27 protein-coding genes are annotated in these 23,811 nt (G+C 36.5%); 11 read left to right on the top strand and 16 right to left on the bottom strand.

What is annotated here, in order from left to right; all coding sequences use genetic code 11:
- Positions 1-2: 2 nt before the first annotated feature.
- The 14 genes from A3223_RS01185 to A3223_RS01250 all read right to left on the bottom strand — a co-directional run bounded on the left by A3223_RS01185 (position 3) and on the right by A3223_RS01250 (position 13,107).
- Positions 3-827 carry a pyridoxamine kinase gene (locus tag A3223_RS01185; RefSeq protein WP_084108070.1) on the bottom strand — a complete coding sequence of 275 codons (825 nt, stop codon included), beginning with the start codon at positions 825-827 and terminating at the stop codon, positions 3-5.
- Entirely contained in the window at positions 828-1,694 is an 867-nt protein-coding gene (locus tag A3223_RS01190; RefSeq protein ID WP_084109247.1) for a radical SAM protein, read from the bottom strand.
- A gap of 46 nt (positions 1,695-1,740) precedes the next feature.
- On the bottom strand, positions 1,741-2,763 hold the full coding sequence (gene hemE, locus A3223_RS01195) for a uroporphyrinogen decarboxylase (RefSeq protein ID WP_084108071.1): 1,023 nt from the start codon (positions 2,761-2,763) through the stop codon (positions 1,741-1,743).
- A gap of 92 nt (positions 2,764-2,855) precedes the next feature.
- Complete coding sequence (locus tag A3223_RS01200) at positions 2,856-3,362, bottom strand: YqhA family protein (RefSeq protein WP_084108073.1); 507 nt, start codon at positions 3,360-3,362, stop codon at positions 2,856-2,858.
- A 16-nt stretch (positions 3,363-3,378) separates the two neighbouring features.
- Positions 3,379-4,404 carry an aspartate-semialdehyde dehydrogenase gene (locus tag A3223_RS01205; RefSeq protein ID WP_084108074.1) on the bottom strand — a complete coding sequence of 342 codons (1,026 nt, stop codon included), beginning with the start codon at positions 4,402-4,404 and terminating at the stop codon, positions 3,379-3,381.
- Between the two features lie 49 nt (positions 4,405-4,453).
- Positions 4,454-5,608 (bottom strand): sigma-54-dependent transcriptional regulator, encoded by a 1,155-nt coding sequence (locus A3223_RS01210; protein ID WP_084108076.1) that lies wholly within the window; start codon positions 5,606-5,608, stop codon positions 4,454-4,456.
- Positions 5,609-5,620: 12 nt separating this feature from the next.
- Positions 5,621-6,013 (bottom strand): hypothetical protein, encoded by a 393-nt coding sequence (locus tag A3223_RS01215; protein ID WP_084108078.1) that lies wholly within the window; start codon positions 6,011-6,013, stop codon positions 5,621-5,623.
- Positions 5,989-6,489, bottom strand: coding sequence for an LPP20 family lipoprotein (locus A3223_RS01220; RefSeq protein WP_084108080.1), 501 nt, complete (start codon positions 6,487-6,489; stop codon positions 5,989-5,991). The genes A3223_RS01215 and A3223_RS01220 overlap by 25 nt, the downstream gene beginning before the upstream one ends.
- 44 nt (positions 6,490-6,533) lie before the next feature.
- Positions 6,534-9,155, bottom strand: coding sequence for a DNA gyrase subunit A (gyrA, locus tag A3223_RS01225; protein ID WP_084108082.1), 2,622 nt, complete (start codon positions 9,153-9,155; stop codon positions 6,534-6,536).
- Positions 9,156-9,253: 98 nt separating this feature from the next.
- Positions 9,254-9,649, bottom strand: a complete 396-nt coding sequence (locus A3223_RS01230; protein WP_084108090.1) for an SseB family protein — start codon at positions 9,647-9,649, stop codon at positions 9,254-9,256.
- Position 9,650: 1 nt separating this feature from the next.
- Positions 9,651-10,220 carry a D-sedoheptulose 7-phosphate isomerase gene (gene gmhA / locus A3223_RS01235; protein ID WP_084108092.1) on the bottom strand — a complete coding sequence of 190 codons (570 nt, stop codon included), beginning with the start codon at positions 10,218-10,220 and terminating at the stop codon, positions 9,651-9,653.
- Positions 10,195-11,613: a D-glycero-beta-D-manno-heptose-7-phosphate kinase gene (gene rfaE1 / locus A3223_RS01240; RefSeq protein WP_084108094.1), complete on the bottom strand. Its 1,419-nt coding sequence runs from the start codon at positions 11,611-11,613 to the stop codon at positions 10,195-10,197. Before rfaE1 ends, gmhA begins: the two co-directional genes overlap by 26 nt.
- A complete protein-coding gene (rfaD, locus tag A3223_RS01245; RefSeq protein WP_084108096.1) occupies positions 11,606-12,595 on the bottom strand; it encodes an ADP-glyceromanno-heptose 6-epimerase in 990 nt (329 codons plus the stop codon). Before rfaD ends, rfaE1 begins: the two co-directional genes overlap by 8 nt.
- Positions 12,592-13,107, bottom strand: a complete 516-nt coding sequence (locus A3223_RS01250; RefSeq protein WP_084108098.1) for a D-glycero-alpha-D-manno-heptose-1,7-bisphosphate 7-phosphatase — start codon at positions 13,105-13,107, stop codon at positions 12,592-12,594. Before A3223_RS01250 ends, rfaD begins: the two co-directional genes overlap by 4 nt.
- A gap of 93 nt (positions 13,108-13,200) precedes the next feature.
- On the opposite strand from A3223_RS01250, the gene A3223_RS01255 reads away from it, so the two are divergent.
- From A3223_RS01255 to A3223_RS01270, 3 genes are all read left to right on the top strand, one after another.
- Positions 13,201-13,503, top strand: coding sequence for a c-type cytochrome (locus A3223_RS01255; protein WP_021090501.1), 303 nt, complete (start codon positions 13,201-13,203; stop codon positions 13,501-13,503).
- A 762-nt stretch (positions 13,504-14,265) separates the two neighbouring features.
- Entirely contained in the window at positions 14,266-14,550 is a 285-nt protein-coding gene (locus A3223_RS01265) for a type II toxin-antitoxin system RelE/ParE family toxin (RefSeq protein ID WP_167496253.1), read from the top strand.
- Complete coding sequence (locus A3223_RS01270; RefSeq protein ID WP_054196527.1) at positions 14,547-14,825, top strand: addiction module antidote protein; 279 nt, start codon at positions 14,547-14,549, stop codon at positions 14,823-14,825. The genes A3223_RS01265 and A3223_RS01270 overlap by 4 nt, the downstream gene beginning before the upstream one ends.
- A 6-nt stretch (positions 14,826-14,831) precedes the next feature.
- Here the strand turns inward: A3223_RS01270 and A3223_RS09765 are convergent, their stop codons facing one another.
- Both A3223_RS09765 and A3223_RS01280 read right to left on the bottom strand, forming a co-directional pair.
- Complete coding sequence (locus A3223_RS09765; protein ID WP_257639219.1) at positions 14,832-15,623, bottom strand: hypothetical protein; 792 nt, start codon at positions 15,621-15,623, stop codon at positions 14,832-14,834.
- 2 nt (positions 15,624-15,625) lie between these two features.
- The gene (locus A3223_RS01280; RefSeq protein WP_054196526.1) at positions 15,626-15,844 is read right to left on the bottom strand and encodes a helix-turn-helix domain-containing protein; all 219 of its coding nucleotides are present in this window, start codon (positions 15,842-15,844) and stop codon (positions 15,626-15,628) included.
- A gap of 262 nt (positions 15,845-16,106) precedes the next feature.
- Between A3223_RS01280 and A3223_RS01285 the strand changes: the two genes are divergently transcribed.
- From A3223_RS01285 to A3223_RS01320, 8 genes are all read left to right on the top strand, one after another.
- Positions 16,107-16,484, top strand: coding sequence for a hypothetical protein (locus A3223_RS01285; RefSeq protein WP_084109251.1), 378 nt, complete (start codon positions 16,107-16,109; stop codon positions 16,482-16,484).
- 95 nt (positions 16,485-16,579) lie between these two features.
- Positions 16,580-16,801, top strand: a complete 222-nt coding sequence (locus tag A3223_RS01290) for a hypothetical protein (RefSeq protein ID WP_084108104.1) — start codon at positions 16,580-16,582, stop codon at positions 16,799-16,801.
- A 523-nt stretch (positions 16,802-17,324) separates the two neighbouring features.
- Positions 17,325-18,695, top strand: a complete 1,371-nt coding sequence (locus A3223_RS01295; RefSeq protein WP_084108106.1) for a hypothetical protein — start codon at positions 17,325-17,327, stop codon at positions 18,693-18,695.
- Between the two features lie 3 nt (positions 18,696-18,698).
- Positions 18,699-19,115 (top strand): hypothetical protein, encoded by a 417-nt coding sequence (locus A3223_RS01300; protein ID WP_180378685.1) that lies wholly within the window; start codon positions 18,699-18,701, stop codon positions 19,113-19,115.
- Between the two features lie 2 nt (positions 19,116-19,117).
- Positions 19,118-20,257, top strand: coding sequence for a zonular occludens toxin domain-containing protein (locus A3223_RS01305; RefSeq protein WP_084108117.1), 1,140 nt, complete (start codon positions 19,118-19,120; stop codon positions 20,255-20,257).
- A complete protein-coding gene (locus tag A3223_RS01310) occupies positions 20,208-21,293 on the top strand; it encodes a type II secretion system protein GspD (RefSeq protein ID WP_257639220.1) in 1,086 nt (361 codons plus the stop codon). Before A3223_RS01305 ends, A3223_RS01310 begins: the two co-directional genes overlap by 50 nt.
- A gap of 287 nt (positions 21,294-21,580) precedes the next feature.
- A complete protein-coding gene (locus A3223_RS01315) occupies positions 21,581-22,921 on the top strand; it encodes a rolling circle replication-associated protein (RefSeq protein WP_084108118.1) in 1,341 nt (446 codons plus the stop codon).
- Between the two features lie 2 nt (positions 22,922-22,923).
- On the top strand, positions 22,924-23,796 hold the full coding sequence (locus A3223_RS01320; protein WP_084108119.1) for a tyrosine-type recombinase/integrase: 873 nt from the start codon (positions 22,924-22,926) through the stop codon (positions 23,794-23,796).
- Positions 23,797-23,811: the final 15 nt, after the last annotated feature.

Genomic DNA, 23,811 nt, shown 5'->3' on the forward strand with positions numbered 1-23,811 from the left:
GCCTATTTTGCAAGAGTGCCAAGTATCTTTTCAAACTGCACACCATACCATGTGCGGCTCTTATCTTTTAGCGTGATTTTAATGCTGCTAAGCACAAAGTTTGCTGCCTTTTTGATGGCATTTTGCATGCTTTCGCCATTTACTAGCGAGCCAAAAAGCACAGAAGCAAATATATCTCCGGTTCCACTCGTGTGAAATGGCAAAAATTCGTGAAAATACTCTACTTTCTCTTTTGTCTTTGCGTCGTAAGCTATGATGCCACATTCATTTTGCTTGTATCTAATGCCCTTTAGCACAATCTTTCTAACTCCAAAGCTAGCTAAGCCTTCAAGCAACTCTAAAATATAATCTTGCGTATAGTCACTGCCAAAAAACGGCATCCCGCACATAAAGCTTGCTTCTGTTATGTTTGGTGTGATGACGTGAGCCTTTGTGCAAAGCTCACGCATTTTCATAACAAATTTTTCATCAAATCCGTGATAGAGCTTGCCATTGTCGCCCATGCAAGGATCTACAAGTATTAGTGGAGCAGAGTCATTAAACTCATTAAAAATTTTCTCTATCAGCTCAAGCTGGCTAAAGCTGCCTAAAAATCCAGTATAAATTCCATCAAATGCGATATTTTCCTTGTGCCATACTTGTGTTATCTCGTCAAATTCATCAGTCAGATCACGAAATGTGAAATTTTTAAAGCCAGTATGAGTTGAGAGCAGTGCCGTTGGTAAGATACACGCCTCGATGCCTTGAGCGCTGATTATGGGAAGTGCGACAGTAAGGGAACATTTGCCAACGCACGAGATGTCTTGTATTGTAAGGATTCTTTTCATTTATGCTCTTAATTTATAAAATTTTACTCCAGCAACATCGGCTAGATAAACCATATCTTGTTGCAAGAGCTTGTTTAGAATTTGCCTTGAGTGCTCTGAGAAATTTTCTTCGACATTTGCGATAGTTTGCGGACGACGTCTTAGCATTTCTAAAATTTCATCCTCACTAAAGTTATACTTTTGTTCTATTTTGTGAGCTTTAGCTATATTAACCGGTACGCCACTTATCTGCTTGGCTAGTTCCTCTAGTTTTTTAGCGTCTACACCCTTTACATTATAGGCTGGCGGACGATCTATCGTGCCAATATCCACTCGGTGCGGAGCTATCTCATTTATCGCTGCATTGAGTGCTATAAATTCCTCTTCTTTGTCGTTAAATCCAGCCACAACCAAAATTTCAAGCACAAGCTCGCCAGTAAATTCCTTGCGAAATTTAGCCATTGCTTTTATAAGCTCATTTACTTCTATGCCACTTTTGTTGCGGTCTATCTTTTTAAATGTGCTTTGCACCGCGCTATCAAGGCTAAATTTCACTATATCAAGCCCTTGCAAGGCTTCACAAATTTTTGGATCACACACACCTGAGCCATTACTCAAAATAAGTGTTTTTGCGCTACCTTTTAGCTCATTTACTTTTGCTATCAGCTCTTTTAGGTGTGGGTAAAGAGTTGGTTCGCCATTTGCTGTAAGCGTGATGACATCGATGTTTTGATAAGTTTTTAAAGCTTCTTTTAAATCGCTTATAATCTCGTCAACACTTGGCGGATTTTCTATTGTTTCAACAGTCTTTGCGCCACCTAACTCACAATAAACACAGTCAAAATTACATGATTTTTGTTTAGAGCTTAGATCTATGCCAAGGCTCATGCCAAAACGGCGAGAATTTATCGGTCCAAAGACGATGCAAGGCTCGTTACCTTGCACTTTTTGTCTGTACCTGTTTTATAAAATATTTTGCATTCTCAACTGGCACATCAGGCAAAATTCCATGACCAAGATTGAAAATATGAGGCGCGCCTTTCATAGTGCTTAAAATTTTATCCACGCCCTCATCGATCGCCTTTTTACTATAAAGCCTTGTTGGCTCCATATTGCCTTGAAGGACATATCTTGGGCTAAGTTTTGCTTTGGCTAGCTCGATCGGTGTGCTCCAATCAACGCCAAAAACATCAAATTTGCCTGAAATTTTATCCAAATAGCCACTTATCCCCTTTGGAAAAACGATGACCGGAATTTCTGGAAATTCAGCCTTGACGCTATCAACTATTTTATTTATATAGCTAAATCCAAACTCAAAATATGCCTGCTCTTCAAGCGCAGCTGCCCAGCTGTCAAAAATTTGCACCGCATTTACACCAGCTTTTATCTGCTCTTTCACGTAAAGGATGAGAGCTTGCGTCACTTTTTCTAAAATTTGATGTAAAAATTCTGGATTTTGATAGAGCATTTTTTTGCAGATCGCATAAGTTTTACTGCCACAACCCTCGATCATATATGTAGCTATCGTCCAAGGTGCGCCGCAAAAGCCAATGAGCGCCTTATCTTTGGTTAAATTTTCTCTTGTAAGTTTGATCGTGTCATAGACGTATGCTAAATTTTTAGTCGATTTTTCGATACTTAGTGCGTCAAGCGCGGCTTTATCACGTAAAGGCTCACTAAAAACTGGACCCTCACCCTTTTCAAAATGTAGATCCATGCCCATTTCAAGAGGCACAACCAAGATATCGCTAAATAAAATCGCCGCATCAACGCCAAGAATTTCAACTGGTTGAAGTGTGACTTCGCTAGCCTTTTTGTAGTCTTTGCAAAGCGATAAAAAATCCCCTGCTTGCGCGCGTACTCGCATATACTCTGGCAAATATCTACCAGCTTGGCGCATCATCCAAACAGGCGTATATGGGGTCGGTTTTTTAAGGCAAGCGTCTATGAAAATCATTAATTTTCCTTTAAATTTTTAAATGGATATTATCCAAAAATAGCTAAAGAAAAGATGTAGGAGAAATTTTAAGCGTAAAAACGCTTAAAATTTTAGTGATCTCCCTTGTGAAGGAAGTAAAGTCCAAGGCAAAGTGCTAGGATAGAAGCCGCAAGATATGCCATCTCAAGCGGTGTTGTAAAGTTTGCGTGAAGCACCCTTTGGAAGAAATTTACGATTAAAACCATGACGATCACTTTGCCAAGCTTGTCTTTTAGCTCATCAAGCGAATGCACTTCAAGCACCTTGCTCTGCTTTGACTGCTTTAGCTGAGTGATCTCTGAGATGAAAAGCTCGTAAATTCCAAAGCTAAATATATAAAGAACAAGTGCCATCAAGTATAGATCGATCGCTCCAACTATCTCGCCAACGACTTCTGAGTGGAAATTTTCAATGTGAAAATCTGTGGCAAAAAAATATTTATAAACCTCTAAAAGTACTTTGCCGACGTCGTAACTTGCGATGATAAAAAGCACGATCGCACCTAAAAGCCCAAAAACTACTGGAAAAAGTGTAAAGCTGTTGCTAGCAAGCAAAATTTTTTCAAATATCTTACGCAATAAAAATCCTTTTTATTTACTCTTGCATCGCGATCCATTTTTGTGCGATCCTGACAGCATTTGTAGCAGCCCCTACGCGGATCTGATCGGCACTGCACCAAAGGTGAAGCACATTAGGTCTATAATTATCAACTCTGATCCTACCAACATAAGTCTCATTTGTATCGCTTGAAATGATAGGCATCGGATACTCTTTATTTGCTGGATTATCGACTACAACGACGCTTGGAGCTTTACTTAAAATTTCTCTTGCTGCATCCGCACTTACATCTTTATCAAAGTGGATAGTGATCGCCTCTGAGTGGCTTCTAAGCACTGGCACACGCACACAGGTAGCGCTAACTTCGATATCTTTGTGAAGAATTTTTTGCGTCTCATTGACCATTTTCATCTCTTCTTTTGTGTAGTCATTGTCCAAAAAGATGTCGATGTGAGGGATTACATTTAGTGCTAGACGGTGTGCAAATACCTTTGGCTCGCACTCATCAAGTTTAAACTCAAAGAATTTTTGCATCTGAACGACAAGCTCTTCCATACCCTCTTTGCCAGCACCGCTTGCTGCTTGGTAAGTAGAGACATCAACTCTGTTGATACTAAAAGCGTCGTTTAGTGGTTTTAAAATTTGCACCATTTGGATGGTTGAGCAGTTTGGATTTGCGATGATACCGCGATTTTTCCACATAGCTATATCACTTGGATTACACTCTGGCACAACAAGGGGGATGTCTTTATCCATCCTAAAATGGCTGGTGTTATCGATAACTACTGCGCCACTATCAGCTGCAAATTTGGCAAATTTCTCTGAGACTGAACCGCCCGCACTAAAAAATGCGATATCTATCTCGTGCTCGCTAAAAACCTTTTCAGTTAGCTCTTTTACCTTGTAATATCTGCCATTAAATTCGATCTCACTACCAGCACTTTTTGCACTAGCAAGCGGCAAAAGCTCTCCAACTGGAAACTCAACCTCTTCCATCACTCTAAAAAGCTCTTCGCCAACGGCCCCAGTAGCACCAACGACTGCTACGTTAAATTTTCTCATCTGCTCTCCTTATCTTTTTTAATTTTCGTAATTTTACTTAAATTTATGGCTATTTTTTGCTTCTGGCTTGCAAAAATAGATCTTTTGGCAAAATTTCATCGCCCTCGCTTAGTATCGCTGCACGCTGCACGACCGAGATGAGCTCCCTTATGTTGCCTGGGTAGTCGTAGCCCAAAAGCTCCTCTTTGGCTGCTTTTGAGAAATTTTTAGCCTCAAAGCCATACTCTTTGCAGCATTTGTCCAAAGCATCCTGCGCGATAGGTAAAATTTCATCTTTTCGCTCGCGAAGCGGCGGGATGAAAAGCGGGATCGTATTTAAGCGGTAGAAAAGATCCTCTCTAAATCTGCCCTCCCTCATCGCAAGCTCTAAATTTGCATTTGTAGCGCAGATAATGCGAACATCTATCTTTTCGCTCTTTGTGGCGCCAAGTCTTGTTATCTCGCGCTCCTGCAAGGCACGAAGCAATTTTGGCTGTAAATTTATAGGCATCTCGCCGATCTCATCTAAAAATAGCGTTCCGCCATTTGCCAGCTCAAACTGCCCCTTTTTGGTAGTAGCTGCGTCAGTAAATGCGCCTTTTTCAAAGCCAAAAAGCTCACTTTCTATCAAATTTTCAGGGATCGCAGCCATATTTAAAGCGATAAATGCAGCGTCTTTTCTTGGTGAGTTTGCGTGGATAAATTTAGCAAAGACCTCCTTGCCAACGCCACTTTCTCCGCTAAGCATTATTGAGGCGTCAGTTCTTGCAGCTTTTAGTGCGATATTTAGCGTGGCTTCAAGCGCCTTTGAAGTGACTAAAAAGCCGTTATTTTCGCTTTTTGTTTCTATTTTTTTTATAGTTTTTGGAGTTTTTTGCCTAAGAAGCTCGACCCTTTTTATCGCTTCATATAGCGTTGAGACGTCAAATGGCTTGGTTAAAAAGTCCTTTACGCCGAGCCTAACGCTTTCGATCGCCTTATTAAGCGTCGCATTTCCTGTCATTATGATGACGTCAAATTTGCCGTTTAGCTCTTTAATAAACTCAAGTCCATCCATCTTTGGCATGTTTATGTCGGTGATTATTAGATCAGTGTCGTCGCTTAGCTTTTTTAGGGCTTCAACTGCGCTCTTATAGCTTTTTATATTTAGCTCTTCATACTCGCCAAGTGCGATCTCAAGCGACTTTCGCATATTGATGTCATCTTCTACTATGACGATATTCATTTGATCTCTTTTTTATTGAAGTGTGCCGATGATAGCGGATTTTGGCTTAAATTCCACCATAAACCTAACTGGCAAAATTTTCAAATTTGAAGCGTTTGAGATCTGTGAGTTTTTGATATTAAGCTCATTTTTTATCATCACTTTTTTTAAAGCAAAGCAGTCAAAAATTTCATCTTTGTGCAAATTTAAAAAGCCAAGAGTTGTGGTATTTTCATCTTTAAAAGCGTCTATCTGGCAAAGAAATTTTGGTTTTGGATTTGGCGAAAGGGTCATCGCCTTTGAAAATGAAATTTCTTCAAAGGCAACTATTTGGTTTTTTGTATCGACCTTTGCCCAAAAGATAAACTCCTCTAGGCAAAAGGCGAAATTTAAAAGTATCGTTAGTAAGAAAAGACTTCTCGCCACTTATCTTCGTCTATCTTAAGCTCCATATTTACCTTATAAAGCCCGTCTTTGAAATTTTCATTCACGATCCTTGCGTTTTTGACAAGACCTTGAACCTTTGAAGTGATAGATGAATCGTTTAGCATAGCGTCTCTTACGGTGTCTTCAGCGTTGATCTTTACGCCATAAAGCTTACCAGCAAGCTGAGAATAAGCATCAGCCATAGCTGCTCTTTTTGCAAGAGTGACTGACTGAGCGTATGAGAGCGAATTTAGCGGAGCTATGCCCTCGCCTGTGGCTCTAAAAGTGGTCTCTTTTGGAGCACTATCATATATCATCTTCTCTTTTTTCATCACCTCTCTAAGATCGTCTTTATCGACTTTTTGGATGACTACGTTGCGATTTGATGTGTTAGTTGGCTCGCCCATAAAGCCGTTAAATGAGCAACCGCCAAAAACAGCAATCATCAAAGCAAAAGATAAAATTTTAACCTTCATAAACAACCTTTTTTATGCTTTTATTTAAAATTTAATAGCAAAATTTATTCCAAAAGCCCCATATCTTCGCTTGGTGCTTCATCTTCGTCCTCGCCATCATCTGCCTTAGGGCATCTTGCGATACTTACAACATCATCGCCATCGACATTTACGACGATCACGCCGCTTGTATTACGTCCTGCTTTGCGGATGCTTTGCATATCTACTCTTATCATCTTGCCGCTTGATGTTAGAGCCATAAGATCTTGCTCTTCATCAACCATCACAACACCCACTAGATCGCCTGTTCTGCTTGTTAGCTTCATGCAGATGACACCTTTGCCACCGCGGTTTGTCAAGCGGTACTCATCAGCAGTTGTGCGCTTGCCGATACCTTTTTGAGATATGCTTAAAATTTCTTGGTCATTGCTTTCGATGACTGCTGCGCCTACGACCTCATCGCCTGGCTCTTTAAATTTAATACCAGTTACGCCGCGTGCAGTTCTTCCCATTTGGCGAACCTTGCTGATCTTAAATTTAAGGCACATACCCTTTTTAGTAACGACAAATAGCATTGTCTCATCACTTGAGTTTGCGTCCTCCTCGGCATTTACATTATCTTCATCGATCTCGTTTTGAAGCTCTTCAACTTCAAGCACCTCTGTCTCTACGCTTAGCTCATTTTCAGGGTCAGTCACTGGCATATCATCGTATGTTTGAGCGATGAGCGCAGTTACTAGCTCGTCGTTTTCATCGAGGCTTATAGCTCTTACACCAACTGAGCGGATATTTTTAAACTCGCTTAAATTTGTGCGTTTTACGATGCCATTTTTAGTAAAGAACGCTAACGATTTGCCCTCGTCAAAATCAGTCGTTGGGATGATCGCTTTGATCTTCTCGTCAGGCTGCAACTGGATCAAATTTACAACCGCTTTGCCCTTTGCTGTTCGGCTTCCCTCTGGAATCTTATAGACTTTTAGCCAGTATAGCTGTCCGCGGTCAGTCACAAACATAAGCGTATCGTGGGTATTTGAAGTAAAGAAGCTCTCTATAAAGTCATCATCGTATGTCGTGACCGCTACTTTGCCCTTACCGCCACGCTTTTGCTTCTCGTACTGCTTGCTTGGCACACGCTTGATGTAACCTCGGTGGGTTATAGTTACGACCATATTTTCATTTGGTATGAGATCTTCGATATCGATATCATCGTAGTCATCAACGATCTCAGTAACTCTTGGTACTTTAAATTTATTTTTGATCTCAAGAAGCTCTTCTTTGATCAAATTTTCAAGCAATGTCTCGCTCTTTAAAATTTCATCAAGTCTTGCGATCTCAGCCATAAGCTCAGCTAGCTCGGCCTCTAGTTTTTCTCTCTCTAGGCCTGTAAGCTTGCTTAGACGCATATCAAGGATAGCGTTTGCTTGAAGCTCTGAGAGGTTAAATTTACTCATCAAGCCTTCTCTAGCAACCGCTGTATCGGCACTATTTCTAATAAGCTCGATCACCTCGTCGATATTATCAAGTGCGATCTTTAAACCCTCTAAAATGTGGGCTCTTGCGCGTGCTTTTTCAAGCTCAAATATCGTCCTTCTAATAATGACCGTTTTTCTGTGATTTAAAAATAGCTTAAGTAGCTCGATAAGGTTAAATACCTTTGGCTCTTTGTTATTAATAGCAAGCATAATAACGCCAAAAGTGCTCTCCATCGTGGTTGATTTAAAGAGATTATTTAGCACGATGTCGCTCATAGCGTCGCGTTTTAGCTCTATGACTACGCGGATGCCGTCTTTGTCAGACTCATCTCTAACCTCGCTGATGCCATCTATCTGCTTATCTTTTACAAGCTCGGCGATCTGCTCAATGAGCCTAGCTTTGTTTGTTTGATATGGTAGCTCGTCGATGACGATGACGTCTTTGTTTGGCTTTTTTTCTATATGAGTTTTGGCTCTTAGTTTGACCCTGCCACGACCTGTGCGGTAGGCCTCTATGATACCTTTTTTACCAAAGATGATACCGCCAGTTGGGAAGTCTGGACCTTTTATAAATTCCATCACCTCTTCAAGCGTCGCATCTTTGTTTTCAAGAAGGAGCAAAAGACCATCTATTAGCTCATCAAGGCTGTGTGGTGGGATATTTGTCGCCATACCAACAGCGATACCGCTTGAGCCGTTTAGCAATAAATTTGGCACACGGCTTGGAAGTACATCTGGCTCAACCTCTCTATCATCGTAGTTTGGCACAAAATCAACCGTGTCTTTGTCGATATCTTTTAAAAGCTCTTCAGTAAGCATTGTCATTCTAGCTTCGGTATAACGCATCGCAGCTGCGCTGTCGCCATCTATCGAGCCAAAGTTTCCTTGTCCGTCAACGACTGGATAACGCATAGAAAATTTCTGAGCCATACGAACAAGTGCGTCATAAACCGCCGTATCGCCGTGCGGGTGATACTTACCGATGACTTCACCAACGATACGAGCTGACTTCATATAGGCGCTTCTGCTACCAACGCCAAGATTATCCATAGCGTATAAAATTCTTCTGTGAACTGGCTTTAATCCGTCTCTAGCGTCAGGCAAAGCACGACCGACGATAACGCTCATGGAGTAGTCAAGATAGCTAGTTTTTATAGACTCTTCGATATCAACAGATGCGATATCTTGGGTTAATTCAAGTAGATTGTCTTTCATTTTTTTCCTTAAATTTAGCTTGGCTGATTTTAGCTTAAAATTAATAAAAACTTGCTAAATAGCAAATCAGCGACTTTGGCAATAGTGCTATGAAAATTTTAGTCTAAAATTCTTGCTATCTGCTCTTTTTTAAGAATAAAATCATAGCTAAAAGCATCCACCACAACGCCAGCATAACTGCTCTCTTTTAGCATCGCAAGATACTCTTTTAGCCCTATCTCAATGCTCTCTTGCTCACTGTCGTTTCGCCAAAGCTTCATCGCCTCTTTGCTAGTAAATGCTGGAAAATAACTAAGCTTCTCGCCCTCATCTTCAAGAAGGATAAATTTGATATTTGAGCCCTCCTCCTCATAAACTACGCCACCATCAGGCTTTGCAAGCGCTTGGTTTAAAAGCACCGGAGCAAAAAAAGTAGCCTTTTTTAAAACCGATATCAAATTTATCTCATTTTGCTGGCTTGGATCACTTAAAAATTTATCCATCGCTTCTTGCATCTTAGCTCCTAAAAGCCTCATCTACGGCCTGGCAGATCGTGTGAATAAAAAATATGTGCGACTCTTGTATCCTTGCGGTATCGCTTGAGCTAACGACTAAATTTAGATCGCAGCCCTCATTCATAGCACCACCGCCTTTGCCGCTAAGCCCAAGTACCGATGTGCCCATTTTCTTGGCACTTTTTATAGCTTCAAGTACATTTTTGCTGTTGCCACTTGTTGAGATCGCCACGAGTAAGTCGCCAGACTGCGCTAAAGCCTCAAACTGACGTGAAAAGACATAGTCAAAGCCGTAGTCGTTGCCAATGGCCGTAAGTGCCGAAGTATCAGTGGTTAGCGCGACGCCAGGTAGTGGCTGGCGCTCGCTTTTATATCTGCCAGTTAGCTCGGCTGCAAAGTGCTGAGCGTCCGCTGCAGAGCCACCGTTGCCACATATCAGCACCTTTTTGCCATTTTTTAGTGTATCAGCCACCATCTGGCAAGCACGCTCCAAGTTACCTAGCAAATTTACATGCTCGCTAAAGGTCTTTTGGTGAGCCTCAAGCTCATTTTTTATCATCGTTTTTAGCATCTTTTATCCTTTTTATTATCCCTGTTGTGCTTTTGCCCTCGACAAAGTCAATCAGCCTGACCTCTTTTACGATCTCGCTGCCAACGACCTCTTTGCCCTTGTAGTCAGCCCCTTTTACAAGCACGTCAGGCTTTATCTTTGTTATTAAATTTAATGGCGTATCCTCATCAAATATCACGACATAATCGACAAACCCAAGCCCACTTAGCACGCAGGCTCTATCATCTTGCGAGTTTATAGGTCTAGCCTCGCCTTTTAGCCTCTTAACTGAAGCGTCTGAGTTTAGCCCGACAACCAAAAGATCGCCAAGCTCCCTTGCGCGCGCTAGGTATTTTACGTGCCCAGCGTGCAAGATATCAAAGCAGCCATTTGTGAAAACAACCTTTTTCTTATCCTTTTGACTCAAAATTTCTTCTAACTCTTCAACAGTTTTAAGCTTATGCTCGAAATTTGCCCCAAACGAGCTATTTAGCAGCTGCTCGATCTCGCTAAAGCTAGCCGTTGCACTACCTATCTTTGCCACTACGACGGCTGCTGCGAGGTTTGCTATCTTTATCGCCTCTTTTACGTCAGCCCCAGTTGCTAGCATGTAGCCAAGTGTGGCAAGCACCGTATCTCCAGCGCCAGTGACATCAAAGACCTCTTTTGCCTTAGCGGCAAAGATGTGCAATTTGTCATCATATAGCGCGATACCCTCTTCTGAGATTGTGATGATCGAATAGGTCAAATTTAGCTCGTCTTTTAGCTGTTTTATCGCCTTTTCAAGCTCGGCCTTGTCTTTTATCTTTAAATTTGTAGCCTCGCTCGCCTCTTTTTTATTTGGCGTTAGAAGGGTCGCGTTTTTGTATTTTGAGTAGTCACTGCCTTTTGGATCGATAAGCACTGGGATATTTAGTCTTGTGCACTCGTTTATGATCTCTTGGCAGACCTTTTCGCTAAGCACGCCCTTGCCGTAGTCGCTTAACAAGACGGCTTTAAAATTTGCAAGATTTTCTTTTACTTTTAAGATGAGCTCATCTTCTAAATTTATCTTGACAACGCTCTCTTTATCGATCCTGACAACTTGCTGGTGCGATGCCATGATACGGCTTTTTATTGAGCTTTCACGCCCTTTTTCGGTGAGTATGAACTCATCTTTTACGTTTAGCTCAGCAAGCCTCTCTTTTATCTTTTTGCCAGCCTCATCATCTCCCAAAACGCTAGCCACGCTCACGTTTGCGCCAAGTGAGAGCAAATTTCTCACCACGTTGCCAGCGCCACCAAGCGTGTAGGTTTCGTTATTTATCTTTACAACCTGCACTGGCGCTTCTGGCGAGATACGGTCGCAGCTACCCCAGATATAGTGATCTAACATGAGATCGCCGACAACTAAAATTTTAACTCTCTTAGCCATTTAGCTCTTCCTTATAAATTCTCTTTATCTCTGGTAAGTAGTCTTTTATCGCCTCTTCCAAGCTCCAAGTCGCGCTAAAGCCAAATGCTTCGCGAGCTGGGGCAACGTCGGCCTCGGTGTGAAACTGATATGAGCCGATAAATGGGTTTTTGATATATTCGTTGCCTAAGTTTACGCCGATCTCTCGCTGCAAGATGTCAGCGATATCTTGAAAGCTTCTAGCCTTGCCAGTAGCTGCATTATAGACACCACTTGGCGCATCAAGCGCTTTTATGTTTGCGTCAATGATATCTTTTATATAGACGAAATCTCTTTTGATCTGGTCGCTACCTTCAAAAAGTCTTGGGGTCTTGTCAGCTAAAATTTGCAAGCCAAACTGAAGCACCATCGAGGCAGTTTTGTTTTTAAAAAACTCGCCCTTACCAAAGACGTTAAAATATCTTAGTCCAACCACACTCACGCCACGCTTTGCGTAAATTTTATTGATATTATCCATGCTTAGTTTGCTAAAGCCATAAACGTTATTTGGCGCTTCGCACTCGCCAACGGTTTGTGGGCTCTTTGCGTTGCCATAAGTTGCCCCAGAGCTAGCGTAGATCATCTTTGCGGCCAAACTCTCGCAGATATCGAGCAAATTTACAAAGGCATTTACATTTGTTTTTATTAGCTCGTCTTGCTCTTTTACGGTCGTATCTGAGATCGCTGCCTCGTGGTAGATGACGTCTGGGCGAAAGCTCTTTATCTTTTCAAGCGTACTAGAATCGTTGATGTCGCCGGCGTAAATTTCACCCTTAAAGCCTAGTAAATTTTTAAAATGACCAAAGCTTTTTAGGTTGCCGTTGCTAAATGTCTCGTCGTTTCTAAATTTATCCACGACAAGCACGTGAGCATCTTTAAAATTTTCATCAAAATAGTGCGCCAAAGCTGAGCCGATAAAGCCAGCACCGCCAGTTATAACTATCTTTTTTCCGTTTAAATTCATAGTGATTTTTCCTTTTTTAGCTTATTTAAAACATCTCTTACATCTTTAAAATTTATGCCATCAAGCAAGAAATTTCTACCAACCCCTGCCCTTTTGCCAGCCTCGACGTCGCTTGGCTTATCACCTATCATGAGCGAGTTTTTAGGATTTATGTTAAATTCTTTGCAGGCATCAAGTATCATCTTTGGATTTGGCTTTCTGCAAGCGCAATCCACCTCTGGGGCATGTGGGCAAAAATAGACTTTAGTGATGAAAATTTGCTCTTTTTTGAAAATTTCAAGCATAAATTTATTTAGAGCGTCAAACTGCTCCTGCGTGTAGTAGCCTCTGCCAATACCTGATTGATTTGTCACAACAAAGAGCTTGTAGCTGGCCTTGGCAAATTCTCTTAACGCATCAAAAATACCATCGATAAATTTAAAATCTTTTATCTCGTAAACATATCCAGCATCTTCGTTTATTACGCCATCTCGATCTAGAAAAAGTGCTTTAATAGGCTCATTTTTGTTCATTTGGTGATTATAGCCAAAATATTTTAACTATAGCTTCTTGCGAATTTACCTTTTTGTACTATAATGCATAAACTTTTTTACAAAGGATGAAAAATGAAAAAATTACTAATTGTTTCTAGCGTTGCGGCTCTACTTTCAACTGCTGCCTTTGCTGCAGATGGTGCTGCTATCTACAAAAAATGCATCGCCTGTCATGGTGCAAAAGCTGAAAAAGTGTTTAATAATAAAGTTCCGGCTTTAACATCTCTTGATGTAGCAGCTATCGAAGAGGCACTAAAGGGTTATAAAACAGGAGCAAATAAATTTGGTCTTGGTGCTATGATGAAACCAATCGCTACTCCAATGAGCGACGAAGATGCAAAAGCAGTAGCTGAATACATCCAAACTTTAAAATAATAATTAGGGGCATTCGCCCCTCCTGTATTTTTAAATTTATACCAATAATCCATAAAACAATACTAGGTGACAATTCTCATTTATATTTCTATGAAATATTTTGCCAAGAGTTAATACAAAATTTTACTTTTTGTATTTAAAAGAGATGATGTCTATTTTTTACCAATCTTCCTTTTTACATATTAAAATAAAACCATTCTGGTCTTTAAAACCATAAAACAACGCTTAGAGATAGCTAAGAGTGTAAGTAAAATAGAGGCTCGCAAACTCTTTACTGAAACAAAAGACGACCAAGTGCTTCGCATGGCTTACTACTGGGTATCTCAAGGGGCTTATGACAACTGCAAAGACCTACCCTTAAACAAGTGCCCTATAACTCATCTAAACCACGACACAGCAAATCGTATGTGGTGGGCTGTAAGAAACCATCTAGGATATAAGGGAGAAAACAATACTCACGGACTATACGTATTACGCCATACAGTACTTCTAGGTTAGTGAGTTTGAAGGGATTTAATGCTCATAAACTGATGGCTTTTATGGGTCATACGGACATTAAAAGTAGCTTACACTACGTTCATCTCAATGTTGATGTATACGTGATGGTGTGGGGATTGGTGCTTAGTGAAAAGATGATAAAAGTAATGGGCATTTGGTTGCGGAGGACGGATTTGAACCGCCGACCTTCGGGTTATGAGCGTTAGGGTCTTTTTATAAGTAGCCATTAAGCTACATTTTTTTAAAATCTATTTCATGAAAATATTGAAAAGTACTACGTTTGATAAATGGTTAAATAAATTAAATAATCCGGTTGTTAAAATTTCCATTTTAAGAAGATTGGATCAAATAGAAACTAAAGATCATTTAGGAGATTATAAATTTATTGATACCGATTTATATGAGCTTAGGTTTTTTAATCGTGGTGGAATAAGAATATTTTTTACTTTTAATGGCGATGAAATAATTATATTGTTAAATGCTGGTGATAAAGACAGTCAAAGCGATGATATTAAAAAAGCAAAAGAGATATTAAAGGATTATAAATGAAAGAAGAATTTACAAAATTTAATTTAGAAGACTATTTAACAACCGATGAGTTAAGAAAAGAGTATTTAAATCAGGTTTTGTCTGATGGCGATATCGAAGAATTTAAAAGGGCTTTATTTTATATAGCAAAATCAAAAGGTATTGAGAAAGTTGCAAAAAAAGCAAATTTAAATAGGGAAAGCTTTTATAAGATGTTTAAAGAAAATTCAAAACCTAGATTTGAAAGTATATTTAAGGTTGTAAATGCCCTTGATATTAAGCTCGTTTATGCTTAATATATCTTAATCAAGGTTTAATTTAATCCCAAATTTTAAAAGCTCTTTTGGTAAAAAGTCATCTATATTATTTATTATTTCATTATCTATTTCTATTAAATTTAAACCATATTTTTTATAAAGGTGTTTCTTCTTTTCCTTTCTCGCTAAATATTTTTCATCTTCTTCGTATCCCCAAAATTCTATATAAATTTTTCCTTTTGGTATATAAAAATCGCAATACATATCTTCTTCTATTGGAACTCTTTTTTCATAAGCGTGTGCTATACACTCCCCAAATAGCCAGTTTGATATAATTACTTCAGCCCTGCTTCTTACATAGTGTCCATCATTAGTTCTATACTCTGCCTTAAATTTATCTCTAAAATTTTCTTGCTTTTCTTGCTTTTCTTCTTTCTGTTCTTTTTCTTCTTTTTGTTCTTTTTTTATTTCGTTTATAAAGATATCATCTTTTAGTATTTCTTCTGTCCATCTAATATTTGCTTTTCCCATATAAAAATTTTGTTCTCCGCCTTTACTTTTTCCAAGTTGTGTTACTGTATATCCATTACTACATTTTTCGGCATAACCTATATTTACAAAAGCTTCGTTTATCTCTTTTGAATTTTTATTAAATGCTTCTGCTATTTGTTTTGCTGTTATAATTTGCATAAAATTCCTTTTTTTAAACTTTGTTTTTCTTACTTGTTTTTCTATAAAATTTATTATTAATTTTATTAAAAATATAAATAATAAAATAGGCATTACAGATATAAAAATTTTTATGAGTGGAATAATTAGATTTAAATTTTGTTCCAACATTATTCCTCTGATTTATTTATCTTAGTATTTATTTTTCCATTGTTCGCTTTTTCTCTTATTTTTTCTAATCTTTCTAGAAATTTTTTGGTTTCTAAAATTTGTTCATCTAGTGCTAAACCTTGATTTATTAATCGTATTAATTCTGGCTTTTCTTTTTCCCAATTTGTGAGTGTATTTCTAGTAATATTTAATTTGTCTGCTAATTCTTGTCTAGTCATTTTTCATACTTTTTGACAAATTATTTTGCATTTTATTAATTTTTAAGGTTTTTTTATTTAACATTTCACTATCCAAATGCACAATAATTGTGCATAAATTTTTTGGTTTTTTTGTTCGCAACAAAATTATATCAAAAATTGCATAGGTTTTGCCCTGAATATGGCATTAAACTATTCTGGCTCCGTTTGGACGAAACACCTTTTCGGAGCCAAGTTAAATGGTGTTTCAAAAACAAAAAATAAACTAAAAAAGGTGTTAAAAATGCAAATCGTTAAATCTGAATATGATTTAAAGTATGTTCTTAGGGGTGGTCTTGTTAGAAGTTCGGCTTCTGGTAAGTTTGAAGGTAATGATTACTCTTCTTCTGTTCGTATTTCTTCATCAAATATCTATGACGTTGTTAATGAAAAGACTGGCTTTACTGATGAAGTAGAGCAAAAAGTAGTTTTTAAAATTATCTGCCCAGATAATAATACCGCTGGACTTGTAGCGGCTGCAATAAAAGAAAAATTTAAAAAAGGCGAAGAAATACCGGTTCAAGGTGGCTTCCCTAACGATCAAAGAATAATTACGATTGCTGATCCAATCGAATACTTCCTATACGACACAAAGCCTGCAAAAAAACCTGAAAATAAATAAATAAAGGGGTTTATCCCCTTTAACTACTTATTTAAGTCCGTGTTTCCTTAAATAAGTAGTTAAAGGCTACTAAATTTAAACAAAAAGGGTTAGAGATGAAAAAATTTCTTTCTTCTACTAAGGCTAAGGTTTTAGGTGGTGTTGCTGCTGTTGGTGCAATGTCAAGCAATGCTCTTGCAGCTGGTATAACAATGGGTGCAGATGGCACAGTAACTGGCGATCTTAATATTACTCCATTTATGGGCGTAGCTGGTGCGGTTATTGTTGTTTTAGCTGCAATTTTTGCTGTTAAAAAAGGTCTTTCTCTTTTAAAATAGCTTGTTCCCCCTTTATTGGGGGCTAATTTTTAAAAAGGTTAAAAGTGTATTTTGATTTTATAGACGTTACTAAATTAGGATTTTTTCTAAATTCTTTCTTTGCTATTGTAATTGTCTTTTTTGCTTGTGTTACTGCCATTACTTCTGCTTTTAGTCTTTTTAAAAATTAGCACATAAATTTTAAAGCTTAAAGCAGAGTGCAAAGCAAAGCTTTAAGCTGACAAACGAAGTGCGTCAGTAGTTTTTTGGGGTTTAAATTTATGGATAAAGTCTTTCTTAACTTAACAATAGAGCAATATAACTTCTTGATGTCTACCACTGGGACTTTATGCGGTTTCTTGCTTTGTTTGTTTATTCTCTTAATTCTTTCGAGAATTTAAAAAAGGTGTTTAAAATGTTTAGTGTTATTGGTATCCCTGCTTTTGATTACTTCTTTTCTATCTTTATATGGTTTTTGGTCTTATCATTACCGATTTGTGCTGCTTTAACTCTTTTAACAAAAAGATTTTTTTAAGGCTTTGTAATGAAATTTCTAATTAGATCTTTCATTTTCTTATCTCTTTTATGCTCTCTTGCTTTTTCTAAAAATTGTGCTGGCGATGGCTTATGTTCGGTTATTCGTGATAAAGACTTTGATAGCGGTTTTAAGCCTATCGATGGCAAATTTTTAAAAGGTAATAATTATTACGGTCTTAGATCGCCAGAAACTGGCTATTACTATATCTATTCTTTTACAATTACTCAAGAAGCTTATTATTTTTTAGGCTCAAAAACTCCTGGTTTTTATGTTGGGTTTGGCTATGGTCATGTTTATATAGGTGGCGAGCGTAGAGTTGGCCGCTTTGGCCAGCGTGGTGGTGGTGGTATTTTTGATTATTTTGTTTTTTCTGATTATCCTAAAGACCCTGTTTTTAATTATTATGATTTTATTGTTTTTAATTCCAAAGAAGTTGCAAGATGTAAGCTAAATCAAGAATTTAACACTGACACAATGCAGTGCGTTGATTCTTGCCCAGCTGGTCAATTATGGAATGTTCAAACTAATGCTTGTGTAGTTGATTGCACTGATGAAGATAATCATAAATTCTTTACTTCTGATTATACTTGTATAGATTGCTCGAGTGCTTTAACAATAGATGATATTGCAAGGTGTTATTGCGCTGGTATTGGTTCTTCTTATAATCCTGGTTATTCTTGGGATCCTAACAAACCTAATATTGTTCAAGCACATTGCAAAAATGAAACATTAATTACTTTCAAATTTGATAAAAGTAAAGAAAATTCTGACAAAGATAAGGATAAAAACAAACAAGACCCAAACAAAGATAAAGATAAAGACAAAGAAGATCCAAACAAGGATAAAGACAAAGACAATAACAATTCTACTCCAGGCAATGGCAATAATGGCGGTTCATCTGGCGGTGGTTCAAGCGGTGGCAATAATGGCGGTTCGAGTGGTGGCTCAGGCGGTGGCACTGGTGGCGGTTCGTCTGGTGGCGGACAAGGTAACGGCAAAGACCCTGAAAATGCTACACCTGGCAATATAGATTATGGCGAGCTTGAAGAAAGAACCGCTGATCTCGCAAATATGTATAAGGAAAATGTTAATAATCTTTTTGAGCCTATTGATGGTATTAAAAAAAGCTTAAATGATACTATCTCAAAAATCAAAGATGGCAATCTAATGAGCTTAAAAAAAGGTGGTATTCCTAATACTTGTCTTTTAAGTTTTGATATAGATATGGTTTTTTTCAGTAAAAAAGTTGTCTTTGATTTTTGCAGTATTCTTTCGCCTATTGCTTCTTCTCTTTATGTCTTTTTCTTTGTAGCTTTCTTTTTGTTGTTTTTATTTTTAATAGCCAAGCTATTTATTTTTACTTTTATGGGGTGGTAAGATATGCAAGCAATTATAGCTACTATTGTTTTATTCTTTCGCTTTTTTAAATGGGAAAATGCTATTAATTTTGTTTTTAAAGCAGTTACATTTTCTAAAATGGTTGTTATTAACGTAATTTTAGGTGCTCTTGTTTTATCTTATGCCGCTGCTGTTATTTATATTATTAATTTCATCTATTCTAAATTTAACTATATTATTGATTATGTTAATAATCTTTCAGTAGGCAATGAAAAGATCGTTACGATTGCTTTTTCTATTTTAAAATCTCTTGGTGCTTGGAATGCCTTTTGTGATGTGTTTTCTATATTTTCGCCTATTTTTCTTTCTTTCTTTGTAATTTATGCGACAAAAATCGGTATTACTGTTTTTAGATTTGTTCGTGAAACTCTTGTTACGTTTATTCTTGCAAAGCTTTAAAAATGATTACTTATTTAGTTGGCAACCCTGGAAGTGGTAAAACATATTACGCAGTATATATGATTTATCAGACCTTTTTATTTGAGCCAAAGAAAACATTTTTATCTAAATTTGCAAAGCCAAAAGAAAAGCCTAGTTATTCATTTTGCTACACAAATATAAATGAGTTCAAGTTTGAGTTATCAGATAAATTTAAAAAGTTCGATTTTGATGAGTTCTATTTAGGCTTAAGAAATTTATATGCTTTATATAAGACTGGTGCAACCGATAACGAAGTTAATGAAAAAGCTAAAGAGCTAAATTTATATGGTTGCATATTTGTTCTTGATGAGTGCCATAACTTTTTTAAAGACAAAAAAGACGAAATTTTAGTTTGGTGGCTTACTTATCATCGCCATTTATACCAGGATATTTATTTAATTACCCAAGATTTAACTTTAGTCAATAACGAATATAAACGTATAGCAGAGAAATTTTATAGGGCTGTTGATAGCGCAAAAAGATTATTTTCAAAGAAATTTCGTTATGAAGTTTTTGCATCTTATAGGCTTTATAAAAAAGATAGATTAGAGATTATTAATATTCCATATCTTGAAGAAGTATTTAATTTATACCACTCTGGACAAAGTTCAAATAAAAAATCATTTGTAAGATTTTACTTTTTTCTAGCTATTGTTATTTTTATTGTTCTTATTTTTTATTTTTATTTTATTGTTATGTCTATTTTTAAAAGCAATACTCCAACCGAAAATAATTTATCTACTTCCAATAAAATTTCCGATCCTGGTTCACAAAAATATTCTATTTCTGATTTTCCAGATATATTTAAAGATACTTCTAAAAAGAATAATAAAATTAGCTCCGATATTCCAGAAATTTATATTTATAACATTACTTGCGTTAATTCATCTTGCCATTTTGACGAAGATTATCATCTATATCCATTATCATTACTTAGCTACATATCTTCAATGTATACGCCATTATATTTTTATTATGAGCCAAAATCTCACGAGCTTGTCAAATATTACTATGTATTTGACAAGCCAGTTTTCCAAAATTTAATTTCAAAAAATAACAAAGGTGTTTCCGATGAAAATCTTAATCAAATTTCTAATTCTTCCGCTGCTGTTTTTAAATAGCTTGTTTGCTGCTGAAATTTATACTGATCTTTTAGATTTCGCACGTCTTACTAGTAGGGCTAATAATATAGCCATTGTAACCGATGAAAGCATACACCAGGGCGAATATTATTTCATTTATGAAGACGAAGTTAAGATCACTATTGCAATGTTTAGAAAAATGCTTGAAGCCAAGAATTTATATCTTTATAAAAAGGATAATTTCTACTACGTAAGCTCTCAAAAATTGCCTGATTATGATCTTAGGCGTATCGAGCTAAAGAATTATGTTTATGATGACGTTAATAAAATTCTTAGCCAGTTTGATTTAAATGCCACTTACTCGACGTCTTCTAATTCGGTTTTCTTTAGAGCTGATGACTATATATTTGATCAGATTAAAGAAGCCATTTCAAAGATTGATAAGAGCCTGGAGCAAGTAACATTTAAACTGACTATCACCGAAACAAATCTAAAAGACATTAAAGATTTAGGCACAAATTTAAAAGGCTTGCTTAAGCCACTTAATCACGGCGATTTAGCTTATTATATTAATCTGATTACTTCCCCTTATATTTCTAATTCAAATATTATTAAAAACGATGATAGAGCCTTTTTTGGCATATTAAATTTTCTTGATACAAACGGCATTACAAAAATTATTTCATCGCCAGTATTGACGGCAAAAAATCACACTGAAGTTTATTTTAGTTCCGTTCAAAACATCCCTTATTTGGTTTCAAAAACTGATATATCAAACTTAAACTATCAAAAGACTGATAGTTATGAATATAAAGATATTGGTCTAAAGATAAATTTAAAACCTATCATCTTATCAGATCACATTGATTTTGACTTACATTTAATACTTGAAGATATTCTCTCTCAAAGTACATCATTAACGCCCATTGTTTCAAAAAAGGAGCTTAAAAGCTCGTATTCTTTAAAGCGTGGTGACGTTCTAGTTCTTAGCGGTATTAATAAAACGACTACTTCTAAGCAACGTAATGGCGTGCCTATCCTTAAAGATATATGGTTTTTAAAGTATCTTTTTTAGTTGAGCAAGACAGCGAAATAAACTCTGTTCTAACGCTCACAATTCAAATTATTTAATGTTTTAGGGGTGTAGGGGATTTCCCCCTACAAAAGGCGAGAAATAAAGCTTATTGGCACATTCTGCTTAATCGAGCCGTGCAGCTAATATGCTTTTTGGGTTTAAAACACTCCTTTCGCCTATATGTGTTTTGGCGTAGCCAAAAAAGGCTGCCTTTGGGCGGACGAAGTCCGCCACAATGGCTGCCCTTGTCAAATTAATAAAAAACTCTTACGTTTAAGGAAGCGATTATGCGAGCGAGAAATTTATATGGTGTTTCTCCCCTTGACGTTGAGCTTTGCCAAGCAAAGCTTGATAGCCAAAGGGAATATATGCGCTCTTTCTCTTTTGTTAATGTTAATGGCCAGGTTAGAAATTTGCTAGATATTTCAATGTCGGCTAACTTTAGCGATAAATATTACGCCGAAGTGTCTAATCGCGTGAATGTGTTTAGCTCTTTTGCAATCGATTATTTTCAAGTCCCAGTATTTTTAACTATCACTCTTAACGGCTGCTTTAGGGGTGCATTAAATAGCGATTATTCTAAATTTATGCCGATTGATTATAGATATTTGCCTGATGAAGTTAAGTATAAGGCTAAAAATTCAGCGCCTTTAAGTATTTCTGATTTAGTAGCCGTTCTTAATCATCAATGGAATTTATTTATTATGCGATATTCAAGAAAATTTAAAAATATCGACAGAAGCTATATAAGGTGCTTTGAGCCACACAAAAAAGACGGCGTGCCACACATTCACGCTTTATTTTATGTCCCAGCTCACACAATAGATTTTATGAAAAGAATTTATACTGATATTTTTTATGCTCCGCAAAACCTAAAAACAAATGCTATTACAAGCGAGCAAGAGAAAAATGGCGAATTAAATGGCTTTCAAACTAGTATTAATAATCCTAGTGGCTATGTTATGAAATATATCCAAAAGACTTTCATTAATTTAAAAGAAACGCAAGATTTTGACGAGCTTTCAGCCTGGTATGTAAAGCACAAAGTAAGAAGATTTATAAGCTCACGCACTAAAGTACCATTATGGGTATATAGGAAGATTAATTTTATTAGCACGATGCAAGACTTTTATCACTTAAACGACTTAACAAACGATCATAGAGCAATACTTGAGTGGAATAAAAAAGATGATTACATATATATAAATTTGCCTTTCAATAAAGAAGAGATTATTTATTTAAATGGCAGATTGGAGCATTATATAAGTGGTAGGCTTATGAATTTTTACGATAGATTGAAAATTAATAGCCAAAAAGATGAAAACGCACAAGATGAAATAAAAAGCTTTGGCACTAATTTAAAACAAAGACAAATTTTAAAGCTTTGCGATGAGCTTTTTAAAAGCGATGAAAAGCCTAAACCAGTAAGCAGAATGAAAGATTACGAGTTAGTCAATTACTATCAAAGCTTGGGCGGTGATGTAAATGCCCAGCATTTAGCCTATGTTGAAAATTTAATGCTTGATAGAAATTTAGATAATTTTACACACTATCATGAAAGGCACGATTTAAATGCCCCTGATATTGATAGCTTTGTAGATAGATTTTTGATTTGTAATGAGTTTTAAAAATGTGTTTAAATGAGCTTTTTAATAATTACATTAGCTTTTACGAGCTTATTTTAAGTCCAACCACTCTAAGAAGTGATATAGCTACATATAATAAGCATTTTAAAAACTCACTTGGCTTAAAGGATATACAAGATATAAATTTTATCGATATACAAAAGTTTTGTAATGATCTTATCAAGCAAGATTACAAGATAAAGACTATTAAGAATATCGTTGCAAAGCTAAAGGTTATTTTCAAGCTAGGTATAAAGCTGGAGTTAATAAATAAAAATCCTTGCGATTTTATTGAGCTACCAAAGTTTGATAATAAAAGGTATTTTGATTACTCGATCGCTATTCAAAAACGCTTTATTAAGGCCATTAGTGAAAATACCGATGCAAGCTCTGATATATTCTTTTTTCTACTTCACGGCAGACGAAAGAATGAAGTATTAAGCTTAAAATTTAGCGATATAAATTTTAAGACCAGGACTTACATTATCCCCTTTAAAATTAATAAGGCCAAAAGAAATATGATTTATAAAATGAGCGATGAGCTTTTTAATCGTCTTTATAAAAGATTTTTGATAGCTAAGAAAGAAAATAAGCTAAACGATTATGTCTTTATTAATCCTATGACTAACGATAAATTTAAAGACTTGCGTAAAAGCTGGGCTTCACTTCTTAAAAAGAATAACTTACCTAAAATCAGGCTTCATGATATAAGGCATTTAATTGGCACATATTCAATTAATTATTTAAAAATTCCCATCGAGCAAGTATCATTTACATTAGGGCATACAAATATAACTACAACACAAAAATATATTACTGCAAACGTTAAAAAATCTAAAGAAACTATCGAAAATTTACTAAAATCAATTTCAGAATAATTTAAGCATTTTAAA

The organism is Campylobacter concisus, assembly GCF_002092855.1.
In the GTDB taxonomy this organism is placed as follows: Bacteria; Campylobacterota; Campylobacteria; order Campylobacterales; family Campylobacteraceae; genus Campylobacter_A; species Campylobacter_A concisus_AI.

Coding starts and splice junctions, on each gene's coding strand:
- A3223_RS01300 (WP_180378685.1), top strand. CDS start 18,699: ATGCAAGCAATTATAGCTACTATTGTTTTATTCTTTCGCTTTTTTAAA.
- A3223_RS01255 (WP_021090501.1), top strand. CDS start 13,201: ATGAAAAAATTACTAATTGTTTCTAGCGTTGCGGCTCTACTTTCAACT.
- A3223_RS01320 (WP_084108119.1), top strand. CDS start 22,924: ATGTGTTTAAATGAGCTTTTTAATAATTACATTAGCTTTTACGAGCTT.
- A3223_RS01285 (WP_084109251.1), top strand. CDS start 16,107: ATGCAAATCGTTAAATCTGAATATGATTTAAAGTATGTTCTTAGGGGT.
- A3223_RS01220 (WP_084108080.1), bottom strand. CDS start 6,489: ATGAAGGTTAAAATTTTATCTTTTGCTTTGATGATTGCTGTTTTTGGC.
- A3223_RS01205 (WP_084108074.1), bottom strand. CDS start 4,404: ATGAGAAAATTTAACGTAGCAGTCGTTGGTGCTACTGGGGCCGTTGGC.
- A3223_RS01310 (WP_257639220.1), top strand. CDS start 20,208: ATGAAAATCTTAATCAAATTTCTAATTCTTCCGCTGCTGTTTTTAAAT.
- A3223_RS01190 (WP_084109247.1), bottom strand. CDS start 1,694: ATGAGCCTTGGCATAGATCTAAGCTCTAAACAAAAATCATGTAATTTT.
- A3223_RS01280 (WP_054196526.1), bottom strand. CDS start 15,844: ATGACTAGACAAGAATTAGCAGACAAATTAAATATTACTAGAAATACA.
- A3223_RS01185 (WP_084108070.1), bottom strand. CDS start 827: ATGAAAAGAATCCTTACAATACAAGACATCTCGTGCGTTGGCAAATGT.
- A3223_RS01230 (WP_084108090.1), bottom strand. CDS start 9,649: ATGCAAGAAGCGATGGATAAATTTTTAAGTGATCCAAGCCAGCAAAAT.
- A3223_RS01295 (WP_084108106.1), top strand. CDS start 17,325: ATGAAATTTCTAATTAGATCTTTCATTTTCTTATCTCTTTTATGCTCT.
- A3223_RS01210 (WP_084108076.1), bottom strand. CDS start 5,608: ATGAATATCGTCATAGTAGAAGATGACATCAATATGCGAAAGTCGCTT.
- A3223_RS01250 (WP_084108098.1), bottom strand. CDS start 13,107: ATGAACAAAAATGAGCCTATTAAAGCACTTTTTCTAGATCGAGATGGC.
- A3223_RS01305 (WP_084108117.1), top strand. CDS start 19,118: ATGATTACTTATTTAGTTGGCAACCCTGGAAGTGGTAAAACATATTAC.
- hemE (WP_084108071.1), bottom strand. CDS start 2,763: ATGATTTTCATAGACGCTTGCCTTAAAAAACCGACCCCATATACGCCT.
- rfaE1 (WP_084108094.1), bottom strand. CDS start 11,613: ATGGCTAAGAGAGTTAAAATTTTAGTTGTCGGCGATCTCATGTTAGAT.
- rfaD (WP_084108096.1), bottom strand. CDS start 12,595: ATGAATTTAAACGGAAAAAAGATAGTTATAACTGGCGGTGCTGGCTTT.
- A3223_RS01270 (WP_054196527.1), top strand. CDS start 14,547: ATGAAAGAAGAATTTACAAAATTTAATTTAGAAGACTATTTAACAACC.
- gyrA (WP_084108082.1), bottom strand. CDS start 9,155: ATGAAAGACAATCTACTTGAATTAACCCAAGATATCGCATCTGTTGAT.
- A3223_RS01315 (WP_084108118.1), top strand. CDS start 21,581: ATGCGAGCGAGAAATTTATATGGTGTTTCTCCCCTTGACGTTGAGCTT.
- A3223_RS01290 (WP_084108104.1), top strand. CDS start 16,580: ATGAAAAAATTTCTTTCTTCTACTAAGGCTAAGGTTTTAGGTGGTGTT.
- gmhA (WP_084108092.1), bottom strand. CDS start 10,220: ATGCTAAAAACGATGATAAAAAATGAGCTTGAGGCTCACCAAAAGACC.